The organism is Burkholderia metallica (genome assembly GCF_001718555.1).
Classification (GTDB): domain Bacteria; phylum Pseudomonadota; class Gammaproteobacteria; order Burkholderiales; family Burkholderiaceae; genus Burkholderia; species Burkholderia metallica.
Map to the genome: position 1 here is coordinate 641,004 of NZ_CP013401.1, position 19,448 is coordinate 660,451.

Consider the following 19,448-nt stretch of genomic DNA (forward strand, 5'->3'; position numbering starts at 1 on the left):
AATGATTCTGATCGCAATGGGCGTGTCGGGCGCGGGCAAGTCGCTGATCGGCGAAATGCTGGCGGAACGCCTGTCGTGCAGCTATACCGATGGCGACGCGTTTCACAGCGCGGCGAACAAGGAAAAGATGCATCACGGCATTCCGCTGACCGATGAAGACCGCTGGCCGTGGCTGCGCACGATTCGCGCGGCCATCGAGGAAAAGCAGCGGGCCGGCGAGACGGCCGTGTTCACGTGCTCGTCGCTGAAGCGGTCGTACCGCGACGTGCTGCGCGGCACCGACACCGACGTGCGGTTCGTGTATCTGAAGGGCTCGTTCGAGGTGTTGCACGAGCGCCTGAAGAGCCGCACCGGCCATTTCTTCGATCCGTCGCTGCTGAAGAGCCAGCTCGACACGCTCGAGGAACCGGGCCCGGACGAAGCGATCGAGGTCAGCATCGAGCTGACGCCCGAACAGATCGTCGATCAGGTCATGCTGAAGATCGGCACCGCGCAGCAGCACTGAGCGCGGTTCGCCGCAATCGTCAGGCGACAACGAAAAAGGCACCCTCGGGTGCCTTTTTCGTTTCAGCCGCGCGGGTCGGTCGCGCCGCCCGCGCGTTGTGCGATGCCGTCGAGCAGCACGTCGAGCATCGTGTCGTGCACGGTGCCCGGATCGAGCTGCGCATAGAGCGGCGCGGCCGCCTTGACGAGCGGGTGTCCGGCGTCGGGCAGCGCTTCCATCTCAGCGAGTTCGACGTCGTTCGCGGCGCGCGTGAGGCCGCCGGCCTCGGCCGCGGCCAGCCCGATCACGCTCGCATACCAGCCGACGCATACCGACGGCAGCGCCGCGCGCGGGATGCCGGCGTCGGCCAGTGCGCGATGCACGGCCTCGATGTGCGCGAGATCGGCCGGGCCCGTGCTCATGTGCCGCTGCAGCAGCGCGAACGCGGCCGGGTAGCGCAGCGCGAGCGCGCGGTACTGGCGCGCGAGATCGCGCAGCCGTTCGCGCCACGGCTGCGCGGCGTCGACCGGCACGAGCGAGCGCGACAGCGCGTTCGCGATCGCACGGCTCAGGCCGTCCTTCGACTTGAAGTGATACAGCACGCTCATCGGGTCGCAGCCGACCGACTGCGCGAGCTTGCGCACGCTGAACGCGGCTTCGCCGACTTCTTCGAGCAGCGCGAGCGCGGCCGCGACGATCGCGTCCTTGTCGAGGCCGCGCGGGCCTTGGGTGGGTTTGTCTTTCATCGAGGGGGACCGAGACGCCGGTACGATGCCGGTTGTCAGCTTGACGAAAGCGTATTCTACACTGTAGAATTATTTCTGCGGTGTAGAAATTGGGTGTCCCGGCACCTTTCAATACGTGCTTTCGCACAGTCCGGGATCCAGGCGGCACGAGCGTGCCCGCCGTCAACACGGGCCATCGCGCCCCTTCTTCTCGTTGACACCCATGTGGAACCGGCTGCCCCACCCGCGAAGCCAGAAGGCTCTTCGACTGGCGGCCCAAGACCATGCAAGTGCAATCATGACTTCCAACAACCGACCCCTGATCCAGGGCGAATCGCGTTTCGAACCCACGCAACTGAACATCGAAAAGGACAACTGGAACTGGTGCGAGCCGGCCCGCTACGACGGCGAACGCCCGGCCAACTGGTACGAGGCGTCGCTGTCGCGCCATGAAAACAGCGCGCCGCTCGCGCACGATGCCGTGTGCGACGTGCTGGTGATCGGCGCCGGGCTGCTCGGCGCGTCGGCCGCGCTGCATCTCGCGGAAGCGGGCGTCGATACGATCCTCGTCGACAAGCACCACGTCGGCTCGGCCGCGTCGGGCCGCAACGGCGGCCAACTGACGCCCGGCCTCGCGCGCTGGGAAGCGGCCGACATGATCGACCACCTGTCGCACGACGACGCGAAGCGGCTGTGGCGCTTCGCGTCGGCCGAGTCGATGGACCTGATCGATGCGATCGGCGCGCGCTACGCGCTCGAACTCGACCGCAAGCGCGGCCACGTGACGGCCGCGGTCCACCCGGGCCACATGAGCGCGCTGCTCGACGGCGCGGATGCGCGCCGCCATCTCGGCGACGCGGGCGTGACGCTCGTCGGCCGCCATCAGCTGCACGACGAATACGTGCGCTCCGGGCTGTATCACGGCGCGGCGATCGACGCGATCGGCGGGCAGATTCACCCGCTCGCGCTGGTGCGCGGCCTCGTGCACGGCTTCCGGCTGAACGGCGGCGCGCTGTTCGAGGGTACCGAGGTACGCGAACTCGACGAGACGCCCGCCGGCGTCGTCGCGACGACGCCGGGCGGCACGATCACCGCGCGCAAGGGCGTCGTGCTCGCGCTGCACAACACGACGTTCCGGCTGCTGGACGACGGCGCGGCGACCACCGTGCCGTTCTTTACCTACGTGAGCGTGACGGCGCCGCTCGACGTCGACGTCGCGACGCTGCTGCCGGCCGGCATGCCCGTGTACGACACGCAGTTCCAGATCGACTACTACCGGCCGGTGCGCGGCAACCGCCTGCTGTTCGGCGGGCAGGGCACCGGCACGTGCTGGGCGCAGCCGGACGTCAACGCGTATCTGCTGACGCGGTTGAACACCGTGTTTCCGCAGATCGACGGCCGGTTCGCGCTCGACTACTGCTGGAGTGGCGTCAGCGATTTCACGCTGAACGGCGCGACCGACAGCCGCAAGACCGACGGCCGCGTGCCGATGTACATGGTGCAGGGCTGGAGCGGTCATGGCGTCGCGCAGACTGTGCGGATCGGCAAGGCGATCTGCGACGACTTCGTCGGCCGCAACGACGATTTCTCGATGCTGACCGGTATCGACCATCGCGAGATTCCGCTCGGCCGGCAGTTGTCGCCGATCGCCATCCCCGCGGCGAAGGCCGCGATGAGCGTGATGAGCGCGCTCAACCCGGGGCGGATGATTTCGTTCTGATCGTCGGGGCGCGCGCGGCCAAGGAAAAAGCCCGATGCGATTGCTCGCATCGGGCTTTTTTTACGGGCGCAGACGGCGGCGCTTACGCGATCCGCTTCGCGAGTTCGACCGCCTTGCCGATGTACGACGCGGGCGTCATCGCGAGCAGGCGATCCTTCGCGTCCTGCGGGATCGCGAGCGTGCCGACGAATTCCTGCAGTGCTTCGCGCGTGATGCCCTTGCCGCGCGTCAGCTCCTTCAGCTGCTCGTACGGGTTCTCGATGCCGTAGCGGCGCATCACCGTCTGCACCGGCTCGGCGAGCACTTCCCAGCAGTTGTCGAGATCTTCGTTCAGGCGCTGCGGGTTCACTTCGAGCTTGTCGAGGCCGCGGATCAGCGAGTCGTACGCGAGCAGCGAGTAGCCGAGCGCGACGCCCATGTTGCGCAGCACCGTCGAGTCGGTCAGGTCGCGCTGCCAGCGCGACACCGGCAGCTTGTCGGCGAGGTGGCGCAGCGTCGCGTTCGCGAGGCCGAGGTTGCCTTCCGAGTTCTCGAAGTCGATCGGGTTGACCTTGTGCGGCATCGTCGACGAGCCGATTTCACCGGCCTTCGTCTTCTGCTTGAAGTAGCCGACCGAGATGTAGCCCCACACGTCGCGGTCAAGGTCGAGCAGGATCGTGTTCGCGCGCGCCACCGCGTCGAACAGTTCGGCCATGTAGTCGTGCGGTTCGATCTGGATCGTGTACGGGTTGAACGTGAGCTTCAGGCGGTTTTCGATCACGTCGCGCGAGAACGCTTCCCAGTCGAATTCCGGATACGCCGACAGATGCGCGTTGAAGTTGCCGACCGCGCCGTTCATCTTGCCGAGGATCTCGACCTTCTCGATGCGCGCGATCGCGCGATCGAGGCGGGCCGCGACGTTCGCGATTTCCTTGCCGAGCGTCGTCGGGCTGGCCGGCTGGCCGTGCGTGCGCGACAGCATCGGCTGCTCGGCGTGTGCGTGCGCGAGCGCGACGAGGCGCTGGTGGACCGTGCGCAGCGCCGGCACGATCACGTGCTCGCGCGCGCCGGCGAGCATCATCCCGTGCGACGTGTTGTTGATGTCTTCCGACGTGCACGCGAAGTGGATGAATTCGCTGGCCTTTTCGAGTTCTTCCTGGCCCTTCACCGATTCCTTCAGCCAGTATTCGACGGCCTTCACGTCGTGGTTCGTCACGCGCTCGATTTCCTTGATGCGGGCGGCGTCGTGCGCGGTGAATCGCTCGGCGAGCTGCAGCAGGAATTGTTCGGATGCGTCGGAGAAGCGCGGGACTTCCGCGAAGCCGGCGCGCGACAGCGCGATCAGCCAGTGCACCTCGACGGTGACGCGGTGGCGCATGAAGGCGGCTTCGGAGAGCCAGTCGCGCAGCGCTTCGGTCTTGCTGGCGTAGCGGCCGTCGATGGGCGAGAGCGCGGTGAGGGCGAAAAGCGTATCGGGACGAGTGTCGGACATGATCGGGCGGGCCTTGGGGCCGGGTCGAGCGAGGGGGGAGAATCCGGCATTTTACCATCGGCGCGGGGCGATCCCGGTCGCGCGCGGCCGGCCGGCGCCGCCGGATGCGGCCGCTGCGCCGGCGCCCTTTCGCGGCGGGGTGCCGGGCCGCGCATGGCGCCGCCGGCCGGGGCCGCCCGCCGGTAGAATGCAGGCTTCTTCCCGATCGCCGCCCGCCGCGCCCGCCTGCATGGAACTGAAATGGCTCGAAGACTTCGTTTCACTCGCTGAAACGCGCAGTTTCAGCCGGTCCGCCGAGCTGCGGCACGTGTCGCAGCCGGCGTTTTCGCGGCGCATCCAGGCGCTCGAGGCGTGGCTCGCGACCGAACTGATCGATCGTTCGGTCTATCCGACGCGGCTCACGCAGGCCGGGCAGATCTTCTACGAACAGGCGCTGACGATGCTGTCGCAGGCGCACGAGGCGCGCACGCTGCTGCGCGGCCACGTCGGCGCGCCGGTGCCGACGATCGAGTTCGCGGTGCCGCACACGCTGTCGCTCACGTATTTCCCGCGCTGGCTGCAGCGGATCGAGGCGAAGATGGGCCCGGTCCACACACGGCTGCGCGCGCTGAACGTGCACGACGCGGTGCTGTCGCTCGTCGAGGGCGGCTGCGATCTCGTGATGGGCTACCACCACCCGAGCCATCCGGTCGCGCTCGACCCGGCGCGCTACGACATGCTGATTCTCGGCAGCGAGCCGATCAGCCCGTTCTCGGCGCCGGGCCGCGCGGGGCGGCCGCGCTATACGCTGCCCGGCACGGCCGACGCGCGCGTACCGTACCTGTCCTATACGCCGAACGCGTATCTCGGCCGGATGACGGAGGTCATCGTCGCGAATGCGACGACGCCGCTGTTCCTCGATCGCGTCTATGAAACCGACATGGCCGAAGGGCTGAAGGCGATGGCGCTCGCGGGCCACGGCGTCGCGTTCCTGCCGCACAGCGCGGTCGAGGATGCGGTCGCGGGCGGCCGCCTGATCCGGCTCGACCGGTCGGTGCGCGGCGGCGCGTATCCGTTCACGCTGACGATGGAGATCCGGCTGTACTGCGACAAGCTCGCGCTGCAGGGCGACGATCCGCGGCAGAAGCTCGTGCGTGCGCTGTGGGACGTCGTGCGCGACGAACTGCGCGAAACCGCGGGTTAACCGTCGGCGGTTAACCGCTGCCTGGGCCGCCGACCGAACCGCCGACTGGCCGGCACGGCCGGCTGTCGCCGGGCTTGCAGCGCCCTGTCGGGCGGCTGTCCGGCGGTCATGCGGGATCCGGAAACCGCGATTCTCCATGCCCGCGATGCACGATCGATCGCGGGCGTTCTCGCGCAGATCGACCGCAGATTTGCGAAAAATCGCGATCATGCAAGAAACGCATAATCGAATAAGCAAACGGCATTGGATAAAAAAAACGGGTTTTTCGACAATGTGCGCACCTGTTGACCGTTGGAGCATCCATGTCTTCGCAATTGCAGTCCATCCCGTCCTACCTGCACGCCGACGATCTCGGCCCGTGGGGCAACTACCTTCAGCAAGTCGATCGCGTCGCGCCGTACCTCGGCTCGCTGTCGCGCTGGCTCGAAACGCTGAAGCGCCCGAAGCGCATCCTGGTCGTCGACGTGCCGATCGAGCTCGACAACGGCACCGTCGCGCACTTCGAAGGCTATCGCGTGCAGCACAACGTGTCGCGCGGCCCGGGCAAGGGCGGTGTGCGCTACCACCAGGACGTGACGCTGTCGGAAGTGATGGCGCTGTCCGCATGGATGTCGGTCAAGAACGCGGCCGTGAACGTGCCGTACGGCGGCGCGAAGGGCGGTATCCGCGTCGACCCGCGCAAGCTTTCGCGTGGTGAGCTCGAGCGCGTGACGCGCCGCTACACCAGCGAAATCGGCATCATCATCGGCCCGAACACCGACATTCCGGCGCCGGACGTCAACACCAACGAACAGGTGATGGCGTGGATGATGGACACCTTCTCGATGAACCAGGGCCAGACGTCGACCGGCGTCGTGACCGGCAAGCCGATCGCGCTCGGCGGTTCGCTTGGCCGCAAGGAAGCGACGGGCCGCGGCGTGTTCGTCGTCGGCTGCGAAGCGGCGAAGAAGAAGGGCCTCGAGATCGAAGGCGCACGCATCGCGGTGCAGGGCTTCGGCAACGTCGGCGGCATCGCGGCGAAGCTGTTCCAGGAAGCGGGTGCGAAGGTGATCGCGGTGCAGGATCACACGGGCACGATCTATCAGCCGGGCGGCCTCGATTCGAACAAGCTGCTCGACCACGTCGCACACACGGGCGGCGTCGCGGGCTTCGAAGGCGCGGAGCCGATGCCGAACGACGAGTTCTGGACGGTCGAAACCGACATCCTGATCCCGGCGGCACTGGAAAACCAGATCACGGAGAAGAACGCGGGGAAGATCCGCACGAAGATCATCGTCGAAGGCGCGAACGGCCCGACGACGACGGCGGCGGACGACATCCTGACCGCGAACGGCGTGCTCGTGATCCCGGACGTGATCGCGAACGCGGGCGGCGTGACCGTGTCGTACTTCGAATGGGTGCAGGATTTCTCGAGCTTCTTCTGGACGGAAGACGAGATCAACCACCGTCTCGAGCGCGTGATGCGCGAAGCGTTCGCCGGCGTGTGGGCGGTCGCGGAAGAGCACAAGGTGTCGGTGCGTACGGCGGCGTTCATCGTCGCGTGCAAGCGCATCCTGATGGCGCGCGAAATGCGTGGCCTCTACCCCTGATCGTTGACTATGATCCATTCATGACGCAATCCACCCGATTGCGGCTATGAACCCTCGCGGGCGGTGCCGGATCCGGCATCGCCCGCGCGCGCATTCGGGCGACCGGAGCCGGGAGGAAGGCTTCGCGCAGGGCGCCGCGACGTGCGGTAAACAACAGGTACTTTCAAAAATATTACTTTGATACACTGGCGCGGGTTTAAGCCAAGGAGATGACCAACATGAAATACCAAAAGGCAGTCCTCATGGTCGCGGCGCTTTGCGCGTTCGCAAGCGGCGCACATGCTCAGGAGACGGGCACGCTGAAGAAGATCAAGGACACGGGCGTGATCGCGCTGGGCCACCGCGAATCGTCGATTCCGTTCTCCTACTACGACCAGAGCCAGCAAGTGGTCGGCTATTCGCGCGAATTCCAGATGAAGGTGGTCGACGCGGTGAAGAAGAAGCTGAACCTGCCGAACCTGCAGGTGAAGAACATCCCGGTCACGTCCCAGAACCGCATTCCGCTGGTGCAGAACGGCACGGTCGACATCGAGTGCGGCTCGACGACCAACAACGCCGAGCGTCAGCAGCAGGCCGCGTTCTCCGACACGATCTTCGTGATCGGCACGCGCCTGATGACGAAGAAGGATTCGGGCGTCAAGGATTTCGCCGACCTGAAGGGCAAGACGGTCGTGACCACCGCCGGCACGACGTCCGAGCGCCTGCTGCGCAAGATGAACAACGACAAGCAGATGGGCATGAACATCATCAGCGCGAAGGATCACGGCGATTCGTTCAACACGCTGGAATCGGGCCGCGCGGTCGCGTTCATGATGGATGACGCGCTGCTCGCGGGCGAGCGCGCGAAGGCGAAGCAGCCGGGCGAGTGGGTGATCGTCGGCACGCCGCAATCGGAAGAAGCGTACGGCTGCATGATGCGCAAGGGCGACGCCGACTTCAAGAAGGTCGTCGACGACGCGATCTCGCAAGTCGAGAAGTCGGGCGAAGCCGCGAAGATCTACGCGAAGTGGTTCGAGAACCCGATCCCGCCGAAGGGGCTGAACCTGAACTTCCCGCTGTCCGAGTCGATGAAGAAGCTGTACGCGAACCCGAACGACAAGGCGCTCGACTGACCGAACGGCCGTTGATGCAGAAATGACGCTCATGAGACGGAAGAGGCCACGCTTCTTCCGTCTCTTTTTGCTGGAGTCTTGCCCATGTCTTACCACTGGAACTGGGGCATCTTCCTGAGCCCCGTATCGACTGGCGAGCCGACGACTTATTTCGGATGGCTGATGTCCGGCTTCCGGGTGACCATCGAAGTGTCGCTCGTCGCCTGGGTCATCGCGCTGATCGTCGGTTCGCTGTTCGGCGTGCTGCGCACCGTGCCGAACAAATGGCTGTCCGCGATCGGCACCGCGTATGTGTCGATCTTCCGGAACATTCCGCTGATCGTGCAGTTCTTCATCTGGTATCTCGTGATACCCGAGCTGCTGCCCGTGTCGATCGGCACCTGGATCAAGCAGTTGCCGCCCGGCACGCAGTTCTTTACCGCGTCGATCGTCTGTCTCGGCCTGTTCACGGGCGCGCGCGTGTGCGAACAGGTGCGCTCCGGGATCAACGCGCTGCCGAAGGGCCAGCGCGCCGCCGGCCTCGCGATGGGCTTCACGCAATGGCAGACGTACCGCTACGTGCTGCTGCCCGTCGCGTACCGGATCATCGTGCCGCCGCTCACGTCGGAATTCCTGAACATCTTCAAGAATTCCGCGGTCGCGTCGACGATCGGCCTGCTCGACCTGTCCGCGCAGGCGCGCCAGCTCGTCGACTACACCGCGCAGACGTACGAGTCGTTCATCGCGGTCACGCTCGCTTACGTGCTGATCAACCTCGTCGTGATGGCGCTCATGCGCTGGATCGAAGGCCGTACGCGGCTGCCCGGCTATATCGGAGGCAAGTGATGCATCAGTTCGACTGGAGTAGTATTCCCGGCGCGCTGCCGACGCTGTGGACGGGGGCGGTCGTCACGCTGCAGATCACGCTGATCGCGATCGTGGTCGGGATCGTCTGGGGCACACTGCTGGCGCTGATGCGGCTGTCGGGCGTCAAGCCGCTCGCGTGGTTCGCGAAGGGCTACGTGACGGTGTTCCGCTCGATTCCGCTCGTGATGGTGCTGCTGTGGTTCTTCCTGATCGTGCCGCAGCTGCTGCAGGGCGTGCTCGGGTTGTCGCCGACGATCGACATCCGCCTCGCATCGGCGATGGTCGCGTTCTCGCTGTTCGAAGCCGCGTATTATTCCGAGATCATCCGCGCCGGCATCCAGTCGGTGCCGCGCGGGCAGGTGAACGCCGCGTTCGCGCTCGGCATGAACTACGCGCAGGCGATGCGCCTCGTGATTCTGCCGCAGGCGTTCCGCGCGATGGTGCCGCTGCTGCTCACGCAGGCGATCGTGCTGTTCCAGGATACGTCGCTCGTGTACGTGATCAGTCTCGCGGACTTCTTCCGCACGGCCGCCAACATTGGCGATCGCGACGGCACGACCGTCGAGATGGTCCTGTTCGCCGGCGCATGCTATTTCGTGATTTGCTCGTTGGCGTCTGTTCTCGTCAAGAGTCTCCAGAAAAAGGTCACACGATGATTTCCATCAAGAACGTTTCGAAGTGGTACGGCCAGTTTCAGGTTCTCACCGACTGCACGACCGAGGTCAAGAAGGGTGAAGTGGTCGTCGTGTGCGGCCCGTCGGGTTCGGGCAAGTCGACGCTGATCAAGACCGTGAACGGTCTGGAGCCGTTCCAGCAGGGCGAGATCCTCGTGAACGGCCAGTCGGTCGGCGACAAGAAGACGAACCTGTCGAAGCTGCGCTCGAAGGTCGGGATGGTGTTCCAGCATTTCGAGTTGTTCCCGCACCTGTCGATTACCGAGAACCTGACGCTCGCGCAGGTCAAGGTGCTCGGCCGCGGCAAGGACGAGGCGAACGAGAAGGGGATGAAGCTGCTCGATCGCGTCGGCCTGAAGGCGCACGCGCACAAGTATCCGGGCCAGTTGTCGGGCGGCCAGCAGCAGCGTGTCGCGATCGCGCGCGCGCTGTCGATGGACCCGATCGCGATGCTGTTCGACGAGCCGACGTCCGCGCTCGATCCCGAGATGATCAACGAAGTGCTCGACGTGATGGTCGAACTCGCGCAGGAAGGGATGACGATGATGGTCGTCACGCACGAGATGGGCTTCGCGAAGAAGGTCGCGCACCGCGTGATCTTCATGGACAAGGGCGCGATCGTCGAGGACGACCGCAAGGACGATTTCTTCTCGAATCCGAAGTCGGAGCGCGCGAAGGACTTCCTCGCGAAGATCCTGCACTGAGCGTTCGCGCTGGTCGGCGCCGCAGGTGCGCCGAAACGAAAACCGCCCGGCGCGTGCCGGGCGGTTTTTTTTCGTCCGCTGCCCGCGCGCGTTACCAGCTGTAGCGGTAGCCGACCTGCCCGACGATGCCGCGCCGGTAGTCGCCGCCGATGTTGCGCGCGATCTTCGCGTTCGCGTACAGCTCGCCCGACTTGCCGAAGCTCGCGGTCACGCCGACCCCGAGCTCGTACCACGTGCGGCCGAGGTGCGTTGCGAACGGCGTGCCGCCGACGACGGTCTGGCCCGGCGACAGGAAGTCGTGCAGCACGTCTGCCGTGAAGTACGGCGTGGCAGCGCCGCCGCCCGAATCCGACTGCAGGTTCGGCCGGAAGATGCGCACGCCGACGCGGCCGCGCAACGCATTCGTCGTCGTACCCGATACCGCCGACACGTTGTCGTTGAACCCGTTCAGCTTCAGGTACTGATACATCAGCTGCGCCTGCGGCTCGACCGCGACCGGCAGGCCGCCGATCGCGAACGGCTTGCCGACTTCCTGCGACAGCGCGACGCCGAAGCCGTTCTGCGACGCCTCGTTGCCGTAGCTGTCGCGATAGCGGTTGCCGTAGTGCGTGACCTGCCCGACGCTGTCGAAGTACGTGCCGTCGGACAGGTATTTCGTCCAGTAGCCGCCGACGCTCTGCGCATGCATCTCGACCGAGCCCGTCGACGTCGACAGGTTGGCCGTATCGGCGCGCGCCATGTCGCTGAAGCTCGCGTTCGACACGCCGATGCTGGCCGTCACGCCCGCGTGCGTGCTGCCGCCGCCGTTCGGTGCCTGGTCGAGCGTCCAGTCCTTGCCGAACTGCGCGAAGAACGTGCGCTCGTCGGCCGAGAAGCGGCCCGCGTTCGCGTCGAGGCTCTGGCCGCCGATGCGCCCCCATACGCCGTCGCGATTGCCGGGCTGCTGCTTTTCGAGGTTGTAGATGTCGCCGACGCGCTCGTGCAGCTTGCCGAGTGTGGAGAAGCCGTAGTCGGCGTTGAGCAGCGGCGTGAGCGCGTAGCCCGAGACGCCCGGGCGGTACGCGAGCGTGCCGCCGTTGCCGTTCCCGTTGCCATCGCCGTCGCCGGACGGGTGGATCGGGTCGTCGGGGTTCGACGGATCGAGCTGCGAGCGCAGGTACCAGCCGTTCGCGTCGCCTTGCCCGCCGCGATAGAGCCGGTACTCGTACGCGCCCGCCTGCACGGGGCCCGCGAGCTGGAACGCCGATGCGGTGGTCGTGCCGCCGTTGGCCGTGACCACCACCGGAATCCCGTCGCCCTTCGTCTGCGCGCCGGTGCCGGCCGTGTTGGCGATCTTCAGGCCCGTCGTGCCGCTTGCGGTGCCGCCGTTCACGATCAGCCGGTCGGTCGGCGATGCGTCGGCGCCGAGGAACGTGTTGAGCGCGATCGTGCCGCCGTTGCCGACGTAGCTGCCCGTTGTGAGCGTCTTGTAGCTGCCCGCGAGCGTCGGCGCACCGGTCGGTGCGGCGAACGCGACGAGGCCCGCGTTGTTCAGGCTGCTCAGCACCGAGCTGCCCGTCATGCGCCACGTGCTGGTGGGGTCGACGCTCAGCGCGACCGGGTCGATCTTGCCGGTCAGCGTCGTGCCGTTCGCGAGGAACACGTTGCCGGTGCTCGATGCATCGGAAACGATGTCGCCTGCCAGATTCACGGCCGACGCGGTGAAGGTGGCGTTGCCGCCGTTCGACAGGTCGAGCAGCGTGCCGTTGCCGGCCGTCACGACCGTGCCGTTGCGCACGGCGATGTCGGCCGTGCCGCCGCGCACGGCGAAGGCCGGCCCGCTGACGGACGCGACGCTGCCGCCGTCGACCAGCACGGTGCTCGTCGCGCCGTTCCCGAGCGTATCGGAGGCCAGCACGCCGGCCGTCGCGCCCTTGAGCGTCGTGCCGGTCAACGCGAGCACGCCGCCGCTGTCGGCGGTGGCGCCGTTGCCGGCGCCGCTGACGATCGTCGAGCCCGTATCGCCGATGCGGCCGCCGTTCTGCGCGACGAGGCCGTCGGCGGCAGCGCCGGCCGTGGTGAGCTTCGCGCCCGACAGCACCGCGGTCGCGCCGTCGTTCGTCACGACCGCGGCGGAATTCGCGCCAGTCGTCGCGACGGTCGTCCCGTCGGCCGTCAGCGTCGAATCCGCGCCCGACACGAAGAAGCCGCGCGCGTGGTCGCCGGTGGTCCGGACGACGGTTGCCGCATCGGCCGCGATGCGTGCGCCGGCGCCCGTCGACGACAAGCCGTCGGCGCCGCCGCCGGTCGTGCCGATCTGCGTGCCGGACAGCGTAATCGTCGCGTTCGTCCCCTGGTTGTCGATCCCCTTGCCCGAGCCGCCCACCGCGATCGACGTCGCGCCGGCCGCGAGCCCGCCTCCCGTCACGGTCGAGTCGATCAGCACGCCGTCGGCGCTGCCGTTCGCGGTCACGGTGCCCGCACCCGACAGCGCGACCGATGCGCCGGCACCCGTCAGGCGCACGCCTGCAATGCCGTCGTCGGCTTCGATCGAACCCGTGTTGGCGAGCGTCGCCGATGCGCCCTGGACGAGCGCGCCGGTGCCGTCCGATACGCGGATCGTCGACGCGTTGTTCACCGTGCCGAGCGTGCCGATCACGACGCCCGTCGAACCGGCCCCCGTCAGCAGTACCGTGTCGCGGTTCTCGAGCGTGCCGAGGTTTTGCGCGACGAAGCCCGTCACGCCGGCCGTCGACGACGTGACGGCGGCGTGGTTGGTCAGCGTCGTCGCGACCGGTGCGCCGGCGTTGGCGCCGGCGAGATCGTGCGCCTGGCCGTCGACGACGCCGGCGATCGCGCCGCCCGCGTTCAGGTTGATCGTCGCGCCCGCGTCGATCGTGCCTTGCGCGCCGCCTTCGACCGCGATCGCGATGCCGTTCGCGCCGTTGACGTTGTAGGTCGCGTTGCCGGTCGACAGCACGGTGCCGGTGTCGGTCGCGAGCACGCCGTGCGCGCGCTGGCCGTTGACGTCGGTCGTCAGCGCGCCGGCCATCGACGTGCCCGTGTAGGCCGCGCCACCCGCGACGCGGAACAGCGTCGAATCGTCGGTGTCGACACTCAGGTGCTGCGCGGCGACGTTGATCTTCGAGCCCGCGCCGTACGCGTAGAAGCCGATCTGGTTGGTGCCCGACATGAACGCGGGTACGGCATTGGCGCCGACGTCGATCGTCGCGCCCGAGCGCGCGTGCGCGCCGATCGCGCCGGTGCCCGTCAGGTTGAGGGCGCCGTCGAGCGTGGCCTTCGCGAGCGGCCCCTCGGCCCACACGCCGTAGTTGCGGGTGCCCGATGCGGGATCGAGGCCGCCGGCCACGTCGATCGTGCCGGTCGAGGTCGCGGCCGTCGCGTTCGTGCCGGTCCCGACGACCATGATGCCGATGCCGTTGACGCCATTCAGCGTGATGGTGCCGGTGTTGGTCACGGTCGCGGCGGTGTTGGCCGCGAGGATGCCGACGTTGGCGAGCGGCGTGCCGGCCGCCGCGCCGTTGACGACGATCGCCCCCGCGTTGCTCAGCGTGCCGGACGACGAGCCGATGCTCGCCAGCGCGGCGCCGTTCTGCGTCTGCGAGCCGATCACGATCGTGCCGAGGTTGCTCGCGGTGCCCGATGCGCCGAGCAGGACGCCGTACGCGTGCGTGGACAGCGCGACGTCGTTCACGGCTTCCGGCGCGCCGGCGTCGTACTGGGCCGCGCGGCCGAGGTAGATCGTGCCGCCTGCTTCGTTCGTGAAGCTGCCGCCGGCGACGAGGCCGCCGATCACCTGGCTGTCGAGCGTCGTCGCGTTGACGCCGACGTTGATCGTGCCGGCGTTCGACGCGCGCGCGCCGTCGGTTGCGGCCACCGCGTAGTTCTGCAGGTCGGGGCGGTTGTGGACGAGATCCCACGCGCCGACGTTCATCACGCCGTTGTTGACGAACGTGGTGCCCGCGCCGTTTGCGTACACGCCGCTGCCTTCGACGTACGTATCGAGCCCGAAGTTGTCGGGCCGCGTGCTGCCGCCGGTGGCGACGTTGTCGCCGGACGTATAGCCGGATGAAATCGTGCCGTTGTTGACGCCGCTCGCGCCGCTCAGCAGGCGCACCAGCGTGAAGTCGCCCGACAGGCGCCCGTCGTTGATGAAGTGCGCACCGTTCTCCGCGACGACGGCGGCGCTCTCGTCGATCGTGTTGGAGCCGCGGAAGTCGATCTGGCCGTCCTTGCCGATATGCAGCGTCGCGTTCGCGCCGGTGCCGTGCATCGCGGTCGGATAGTTTCTGGGCAGCGCGTTCTTGTCGCCGGGCGACACGTTGTTCGCATACTCGAAGGTCTGCGGGGTGATCGTCACGGCCTGGCCGAACGCGGTGTCGTAGGCGGCCTGCGAGCCGAGTGCGCCGCTCTGGACCGAGCGCACGAGAAAGTCGTTGTACGCGGCGAGCGATGCGGCGTCGGTGACGGTCCACGTGCTGCCATCGAACGCTTTGAAGGTGCCCGCGTAGGCTGGCACGTCGAGCTCGACGGTACCGACGGGGCCGCCGCTCGCGAGATAGTCGCCGGTGATGAACCAGATCTGGTTGCGCGAATTCCAGTTGATCACGCTCGGTGTCGAGCCGGTGCCGTCCGCGTAGGTGAGGTCGGTCTGCTTGGCCGCGATCGTGATCGCATTGCCGGCGGCCGTCGGCGCGCTCCCCGGCGAGCCGATCGATACGTCGAGCGTGCCGCCCGAGTTCGCGACCGTGCCGAACCGCGTGTTCACGTACTGGTCGCCGTTCACGTCGTGGTAGACCTGCACGACGGTCGAGCCCGCGGTCGACGCGACGAATGCGGACGAATCGTAGGTGGCGACCGACGTGCGGCCGCCCGTGATCGAGTCGGGGGTGCCGACGCTTTGCGTCTTGCCGCCGAGCGACACCAGCGGCTGGTTCGGGTTGCCCGAAATGATCGACGTGCTGCCGAGCGGCATCGGCGTGTAGCCCATGTCGCCGGTCGCGCCCGTCCACGCGCCCGTCAGGCCGACCCGGTCGCCGCCCGACACGGTCGTGGCGCCGACGAGGTCGTCGTTGACCGTCGGGCTGAAGCTGCCGAGCGCGCAGGTGCCGCCGCTTGCGACGGCCGAGCCGTTGCCGCACGTCGATGCGTACGCCGGGCCGGCCGACAGCGCGGCCAGCGCGGCGCCGAGTGCCGCGATGCGAAGCGAGGTCCGGCGCGTGGCCGCGTGCGCGGCGCGCCGGCCGGTGCCGGACGGGCGGCCCGAGCGCTTGCCGCGCGCCCGTGCCGTTTCCGCAGCCGCGACCCAGCAGCCTGTGGTCTCGCTCCATATCGATCGAAATGAATGATTCACGACAAACCCCTCTCTCTTCTTTTGATGTGGTTTTCACCGCGGTGCAGTGAAATCGCAATCCGCGGTGGGGAATGGCGTGAATGGGTGTGCGGCGGCCGTGGCCGTTTCTCCGCCAATCGCGATTCGTTACACCGAGGATGGGCGGAGTCTAGTTGCCGGGGAAGCGGCTAATTGTCGGAAAGCTAACAAATGCGGCAATCATGTCGATTTCATCCGGTATTTCTGGATTGTGTGATGAATCGAACTGAAAGCCTTGATGGATAAGGATTTTTTCAGTTTGTTGCGGATGGGTTCGTGTTTTCCGGATCGGTGGGGTGGCGCACGGTTTGCGACGAGGCGATCCGTTAAAATGCGGTTTCCGGATTATACGTATTTCGATCGCGTGATTTATTCGTTTTAGAATTTAATTCATTTTCTATGGGAAATGAATTAAATCAAGCGAATGCTGGATGACGACGCGTCGATTTGCCGGGGCGGGCGATATGGCCACGCGACACGCATCACGAAAGCGGTCGCGGCGCGCTCAGAAGTCGATCGCGTCGTCGGAATCGACTTCGGTGGCGAGCGCCTCGCGCGCATCGCGCGGCGCCGACGCCGATGCGTCGAGCGCCGGATTGCGCAGCTTCTCGAGCACGCGCTCGGGCACCGGAATCCGCATCCGCGCGGCGACGTCGCCGCACTGGAACATGATCAGCTCGCCCGGCTCGAACGCGGTCCAGACTTCGTTGTCGGTGAGCGGTTGCGTCGCGATCACGGCGACGCGATCCTCGGGCGTCGTGTATTTCGCGAAGTCGATCGACAGGTCTTCGTCGACGAGGTGCGCGGTCGAGAACGGCCAGCGCCGCACGAGGTAGTGCAGCCGCGTCGAGCAGTGCGCGAACAGCGCCTGGCCGTTCGACATCAGGAAGTTGAACACGCCGTGATCGGTGATGCCGCGCGTCAGCTCGCCGACGCGCTCGAACAGTTCGGGCAGCGGCGGCTGCGCGCCGGGGAACGCTTCGCGCAGCCCCTGCATCAGCACGCAGAACGCCTGCTCGCTGTCGGTCGTGCCGACCGGATGGTAGACGCTGCCGTCCATGTCCGGTGCGTAGTCCTGCAGATCGCCGTTGTGCGCGAAGATCCAGTGCCGGCCCCACAGCTCGCGCATGAACGGATGGCTGTTCTCGAGCAGGATGTGCCCCTGCGTCGCCTTGCGGATGTGCGCGATCGTGTTCTTGGACTTGATCGGGTAGCGCTTCACCATTTCGGCGATCGGCGACGTGGCCGATGCCTGGTGATCGATGAACAGGCGGCAGGCCTTGTCTTCGAAGAACGCGATGCCCCAGCCGTCGGCATGGTGATCGGTGAGCCCGCCCCGGGCCGCGAAACCTGTGAAGGAGAATGTGACGTCCGTCGGCGCGGCGCAGTTCATTCCTAAGAGTTGGCACATTTTACTTGGGGCAGCAGGCTGAGGCGGGGGTAACGAACCGGGCGAACCCCGGTACAATGCGGCTTCTAGCATATCACCGAGCCCTGAGCGGTAAAAAGCGGATTCCGCCGGCCGAAGGCCCCGTGTTGCGGTTTGCCGTCAGTCGGCCCGCACGCGCGCGTTCCGGCCCCGCCGATGGCCAGCCTCATCCTCACGACGCCTTCTATGACTGCCTCGAACGCTTCCTCCCCGGCGACGCTCTCGCTCGCCCGTCCCGACGACTGGCACCTGCACCTGCGAGACGGCGACATGCTGGCCGCCGTGCTGCCGCACACCGCCCGCCAGTTCGGCCGCGCGATCGTCATGCCGAACCTGAAGCCGCCGGTCACGATCACCGCGCAGGCGCACGCGTATCGCGAGCGCATCCTCGCCGCGCTGCCGGCCGGAATGACGTTCGAGCCGCTGATGACGCTGTATCTGACCGACAACACGCCGCCCGACGAAATCCGCCGCGCGCGCGAAAGCGGCTTCGTGCACGGCGTGAAGCTGTATCCGGCCGGCGCGACGACGAATTCCGACCACGGCGTCACCGATCTCGCGAAATGCGCGAAGACGCTCGAGGCGATGCAGGAAACCGGCATGCCGCTGCTCGTGCACGGCGAGGTGACCGATGCGTCGATCGACCTGTTCGACCGCGAGAAAGTGTTCATCGACCGCGTGATGACGCCGCTGCGCCGCGATTTCCCGGGCCTGAAAGTCGTGTTCGAACACATCACGACGAAGGACGCGGCCGACTACGTGCGCGACGCCGACGCGGCGCCCGGCCTGCTCGGCGCGACGATCACCGCGCATCACCTGCTGTACAACCGCAACGCGCTGTTCGTCGGCGGGATTCGCCCGCATTACTATTGCCTGCCGGTGCTCAAGCGCGAGACGCATCGCGTCGCGCTGGTCGAAGCCGCGACGTCGGGCAACCCGCGCTTCTTCCTCGGCACCGACAGCGCGCCGCATGCGCGCGACGCGAAGGAAACCGCGTGCGGCTGCGCGGGCTGCTACACGGCGCTGCACGCGCTCGAACTGTATGCGGAAGCGTTCGACACCGCCGGCGCGCTCGACAAGCTGGAAGGCTTCGCGAGCTTCTTCGGCGCCGATTTCTACGGGCTGCCGCGCAGCGCCGAGACGGTCACGCTGCGCCGCGAGGCATGGGAGCTGCCGCGCGAGATCTTCGCGGGCGATACGCCCGTCGTGCCGCTGCGCGGCGGCGAGACGATCGGCTGGAAACTGGCGTGACATTCGCGCCGCCGCGCGAACCCGGCCATGCGGCCGGCCGCGCGGCGGCGGATTTTGCGCGGATCGACTGGTCCGTGCCGTGGCTCGCGCCCTACGCGGCGCGCGGCCGCGCGATACAGGCGGCCGTACGGGCAGGCGAGGCCGCGCTGCTCGACGCGCTGAACCGCGCGTCGCGTGACGCCGGGCCCGACGGTCCGCGTGTCAGCGGCTGCGGCCGGCGGCTCCGGTTCGTGCCGCAGGCCGCGTTGCCGCCCGGCGTCGCGTACGAGACCCATATCGCGGAGACGGGCCATGTTCCGACCCGCCACAATCTGCACGACTTCTTCAATGCGCTCGTCTGGTTCGCGTATCCGCGCATCAAGGCCGCACTGAATGCGCGCCAGGCCGCGGCGATCGACGCGGCGGGCGGGGTCGGCCCGGTGCGCGGCACGCTGCGCGATGCGCTCACGCTGTTCGACGAAAATGCCGCGCTGTTCGTGACGGCCGACCGCACGCTTGCCGACGCGCTGCGCGGGTTCGATTGGGCGCGGCTGCTGGTCGCCGCGCGCGATGCATGGGGCACGCGCTGCGAAGCGCGGCTCGTCGGCCATGCGCTGCTGGAGAAGCTCGTCGCGCCCTACAAGTCCTGCACCGCGCACACGTGGATCGTCGAAGTGAGCGCCGACTATTTCTCGTGGCCCGATGCGCAGCGGATCGCGCATGTCGATGCGCGCGTCGCCGCCGAACTCGCCACGCGCGCGCTCACGAGCCGCGATTTCGCGCCGCTCCCGGTGCTCGGTGTGCCGGGCTGGTGCGAGGCGAACGGCGAGGCCGCGTTCTACGACGATCCGGCCGTGTTTCGCAGCGGCCGCCGCTCGCGCGCTGCCGGTGGCGGCGCGCAGTGCTAGAA

General features: G+C 67.3%; 14 protein-coding genes. 10 read left to right on the top strand and 4 right to left on the bottom strand.

Features of this window, described 5'->3' with window-relative positions; genetic code table 11:
- Position 1 precedes the first annotated feature (1 nt).
- Positions 2 to 505: a gluconokinase gene (locus WJ16_RS02930; protein ID WP_069255766.1), complete on the top strand. Its 504-nt coding sequence runs from the start codon at positions 2 to 4 to the stop codon at positions 503 to 505.
- Between the two features lie 62 nt (positions 506 to 567).
- On the opposite strand, the gene WJ16_RS02935 is transcribed toward WJ16_RS02930, so the two are convergent.
- Complete coding sequence (locus tag WJ16_RS02935; protein ID WP_069255767.1) at positions 568 to 1,230, bottom strand: TetR/AcrR family transcriptional regulator; 663 nt, start codon at positions 1,228 to 1,230, stop codon at positions 568 to 570.
- Positions 1,231 to 1,507: 277 nt separating this feature from the next.
- On the opposite strand from WJ16_RS02935, the gene WJ16_RS02940 reads away from it, so the two are divergent.
- On the top strand, positions 1,508 to 2,929 hold the full coding sequence (locus WJ16_RS02940; protein ID WP_069255768.1) for an NAD(P)/FAD-dependent oxidoreductase: 1,422 nt from the start codon (positions 1,508 to 1,510) through the stop codon (positions 2,927 to 2,929).
- Between the two features lie 82 nt (positions 2,930 to 3,011).
- On the opposite strand, the gene purB is transcribed toward WJ16_RS02940, so the two are convergent.
- Complete coding sequence (purB, locus tag WJ16_RS02945; RefSeq protein ID WP_069255769.1) at positions 3,012 to 4,400, bottom strand: adenylosuccinate lyase; 1,389 nt, start codon at positions 4,398 to 4,400, stop codon at positions 3,012 to 3,014.
- Between the two features lie 229 nt (positions 4,401 to 4,629).
- On the opposite strand from purB, the gene WJ16_RS02950 reads away from it, so the two are divergent.
- From WJ16_RS02950 to WJ16_RS02975, 6 genes are all read left to right on the top strand, one after another.
- Positions 4,630 to 5,583: a LysR substrate-binding domain-containing protein gene (locus WJ16_RS02950; RefSeq protein ID WP_069255770.1), complete on the top strand. Its 954-nt coding sequence runs from the start codon at positions 4,630 to 4,632 to the stop codon at positions 5,581 to 5,583.
- A 302-nt stretch (positions 5,584 to 5,885) separates the two neighbouring features.
- The gene (locus tag WJ16_RS02955) at positions 5,886 to 7,172 is read left to right on the top strand and encodes a Glu/Leu/Phe/Val family dehydrogenase (RefSeq protein WP_069255771.1); all 1,287 of its coding nucleotides are present in this window, start codon (positions 5,886 to 5,888) and stop codon (positions 7,170 to 7,172) included.
- 218 nt (positions 7,173 to 7,390) lie between these two features.
- Entirely contained in the window at positions 7,391 to 8,284 is an 894-nt protein-coding gene (locus WJ16_RS02960) for a glutamate/aspartate ABC transporter substrate-binding protein (protein WP_069257934.1), read from the top strand.
- An 84-nt stretch (positions 8,285 to 8,368) separates the two neighbouring features.
- Positions 8,369 to 9,109 carry an amino acid ABC transporter permease gene (locus tag WJ16_RS02965; protein ID WP_069255772.1) on the top strand — a complete coding sequence of 247 codons (741 nt, stop codon included), beginning with the start codon at positions 8,369 to 8,371 and terminating at the stop codon, positions 9,107 to 9,109.
- A complete protein-coding gene (gltK, locus tag WJ16_RS02970) occupies positions 9,109 to 9,786 on the top strand; it encodes a glutamate/aspartate ABC transporter permease GltK (RefSeq protein WP_069255773.1) in 678 nt (225 codons plus the stop codon). Before WJ16_RS02965 ends, gltK begins: the two co-directional genes overlap by 1 nt.
- Positions 9,783 to 10,508, top strand: coding sequence for an amino acid ABC transporter ATP-binding protein (locus WJ16_RS02975; RefSeq protein ID WP_069255774.1), 726 nt, complete (start codon positions 9,783 to 9,785; stop codon positions 10,506 to 10,508). The genes gltK and WJ16_RS02975 overlap by 4 nt, the downstream gene beginning before the upstream one ends.
- A 91-nt stretch (positions 10,509 to 10,599) precedes the next feature.
- Here WJ16_RS02975 and WJ16_RS02980 read toward each other — a convergent pair whose 3' ends face one another.
- Together WJ16_RS02980 and WJ16_RS02985 are read right to left on the bottom strand one after the other, a co-directional pair.
- Complete coding sequence (locus WJ16_RS02980) at positions 10,600 to 15,861, bottom strand: autotransporter outer membrane beta-barrel domain-containing protein (protein ID WP_069255775.1); 5,262 nt, start codon at positions 15,859 to 15,861, stop codon at positions 10,600 to 10,602.
- A 523-nt stretch (positions 15,862 to 16,384) separates the two neighbouring features.
- Complete coding sequence (locus tag WJ16_RS02985; protein ID WP_069255776.1) at positions 16,385 to 17,290, bottom strand: class II glutamine amidotransferase; 906 nt, start codon at positions 17,288 to 17,290, stop codon at positions 16,385 to 16,387.
- Between the two features lie 204 nt (positions 17,291 to 17,494).
- On the opposite strand from WJ16_RS02985, the gene pyrC reads away from it, so the two are divergent.
- Entirely contained in the window at positions 17,495 to 18,559 is a 1,065-nt protein-coding gene (pyrC, locus tag WJ16_RS02990) for a dihydroorotase (RefSeq protein ID WP_069255777.1), read from the top strand.
- Positions 18,556 to 19,446, top strand: coding sequence for a DUF3025 domain-containing protein (locus WJ16_RS02995; protein ID WP_069255778.1), 891 nt, complete (start codon positions 18,556 to 18,558; stop codon positions 19,444 to 19,446). The genes pyrC and WJ16_RS02995 overlap by 4 nt, the downstream gene beginning before the upstream one ends.
- The last annotated feature ends 2 nt before the right edge of the window (positions 19,447 to 19,448 follow it).